The sequence below is a fragment of the Sunxiuqinia rutila genome, assembly GCF_050589705.1.
Classification (GTDB): Bacteria; Bacteroidota; Bacteroidia; order Bacteroidales; family Prolixibacteraceae; genus Sunxiuqinia; species Sunxiuqinia rutila.
This window is the reverse complement of record NZ_JBNGOT010000035.1, coordinates 1-1,358: the sequence shown is the minus strand read 5'-3', so window position 1 is coordinate 1,358 and position 1,358 is coordinate 1. Positions and strand designations below refer to the sequence as shown.

The following is a 1,358-nucleotide window of genomic DNA, read 5'->3' as shown; positions in this document are numbered from 1 at the left end:
TAACGGTCACTTGTAAGTTGTCGTTGCGGATTTCGGAGCTCGTTCCTGTCCGGCAGGACGGAACGATGTTGCGAGAATCCAGCGTACGACATACCACGAACCCCGCAATGCAATTTACAATTTGTTAGCAAGCGTAATTTATTCATTTACAGTAAATATCAATTCATCTTTAATAGGTTCCTTTAGATTCTTCCCATAAACTTTAATTGAAACTGGAAAATCATTTCCGATACAATTTCTTCCAACAATAAGTCTAATCGGAACATTAAATACATCTTGAGGGATTTTATGTTTTATATCTCCTATATGCTCACTAATTATGTAAGTGTCATCTGTTTCATCTACTTTCGGATAGTGAGATTTTTCCCATGAAGGCATGATTGAAGCATAGTTAATTCTTTCAATTGGACTTCTATGGTCTGGTTTATTATAAACAGAATCTGCAATAAGAAAACAATCATTTCTTTTTATTATTATTTCAATGGAAGCATCCTCAATATATTCCTCGCCATTGTTAATAATTGTAATATTGATTTTATGAGATTTTTCTTCAAATAGGTAGTACATATCATCGGCTTGATATGTTTCCTTTACATTCTCAAGATTCTCCCTAAGTGTTGAAATACTTCTATTTTCGTATGGAGTCCCAGTTAGCATGTTTAAGCCTTGAGTAATAGCAAACATGCCAATCATATCATCTGTATGTTTTAATTTTTCTTCTTTTTCTTTGATAATTCTTTTAATTTTTTTTGCTGCTTTATCTGAAGGATAATCAATTTTTGAAAGTGCCTTGAGAATTAATCTTTTATTCTTGCTTTCTGAAAAATATAGACTAAGACTACCCGTAAAATAACCTAATGTAAGTTTTTGGGATATGAAAAAATCAATATCTGCTCTTGTTACTCTTGTTTGATGAGAGCCTTTTCTAATGAATGAGTCTCCTTTTTTTAAACTTCCAAAGTCTTTTTTGAGCATATATGGTGGATTCAAACAGTCTTTTATTTGAAATATTCCAAGAGTTTTAGTTTCAAATTTGTATGGGAAATATTTGAAATTTATTTCTGGTTCAATATTTTCTATAATTAATTGTTGATAAATTGCTTCGTCTATGAAATCTTCATTTACGCCAATAATGTCTCTATTGCCATTTGATTTATGATTTACGCCAATAATAATATACCTTTCTTCTTTTGTGTTAGCATTTGCCATTGAAAGGAAATCTTTTAATAAGTTCTCGAATTTATTCCGTTTATATTGAATTGCTTTAAAATCTAAGGCAGTATTTTCGTTCTCAAATTGTATTATATCATCAATTAACTTCATTTTATTCTAGGATGTTTATTATGCTTGCTAACGGT

The 1,358-nt window shown here is 30.4% G+C and carries 1 protein-coding gene; it reads right to left on the bottom strand.

Features of this window, described 5'->3' with window-relative positions:
- Window positions 1–138: 138 nt before the first annotated feature.
- Window positions 139–1,323, bottom strand: a complete 1,185-nt coding sequence (locus ACRD6K_RS19970; RefSeq protein WP_430974673.1) for an AlbA family DNA-binding domain-containing protein — start codon at window positions 1,321–1,323, stop codon at window positions 139–141.
- Window positions 1,324–1,358: the final 35 nt, after the last annotated feature.

Excerpts from the sequence above, each read along its gene's own strand:
- ACRD6K_RS19970 (WP_430974673.1), bottom strand. The coding sequence starts at position 1,323 with ATGAAGTTAATTGATGATATAATACAATTTGAGAACGAAAATACTGCC.